Raw genomic sequence first — 640 nt, forward strand, 5'->3', positions numbered from 1 at the left:
GCCCGCATCGCGGTCGTCGGGTGCGGCACGTCGTGGTTCATCGCGCAGTCGTACGCGTGGCTGCGCGAAGCCGGCGGGCACGGCGAGACCGACGCCTTCGCGGCATCCGAGGCCTTCGTCGATCGCGGTTACGACGCGGTCGTCGCACTGACCCGCTCGGGCACCACGACCGAGGTGCTCGAACTCGTCGACCGCCTGCGCGGCCGCGTGCGCACCGTCGGCGTGATCGGCGACGCGACCTCCCCGCTCGTCGGGCTGGTCGACGAAGCCGTGACCCTGCCGTTCGCCGACGAACGGTCGGTGGTGCAGACCCGGTTCGCCACGACGGCGCTGGCGCTCTTCCGCGCCTCGCTCGGCGAGGACCTCGGAGCGGCCGTGGCCGACGCCGAACGCGCCATCGCCGACGACCTCGATCCGGCGCTCGTCGAGGCCGAGCAGTACAGCTTCCTCGGCCGCGGCTGGACGGTCGGCCTCGCCCACGAGGCCGCCCTGAAGATGCGCGAGGCCTCGCAGTCGTGGACCGAGTCGTACCCCGCGATGGAGTACCGGCACGGGCCCATCTCGATCGCCGCCCCCGGCAGGGTCACCTGGCACTTCGGCGACGCCCCGGCCGGGCTCGCCGGCGAGGTCGCCGCCACCG

1 protein-coding gene is annotated in these 640 nt (G+C 74.2%); it reads left to right on the forward strand.

Going from position 1 to position 640, the window contains the following annotated elements:
• Positions 1-640: SIS domain-containing protein (locus GH736_RS23960; RefSeq protein WP_203230951.1), on the forward strand; the 640-nt coding region annotated here is incomplete at both ends.

Origin of the sequence: Agromyces humi, assembly GCF_009720255.1 — a bacterium.
In the GTDB taxonomy this organism is placed as follows: Bacteria; Actinomycetota; Actinomycetes; order Actinomycetales; family Microbacteriaceae; genus Agromyces; species Agromyces humi.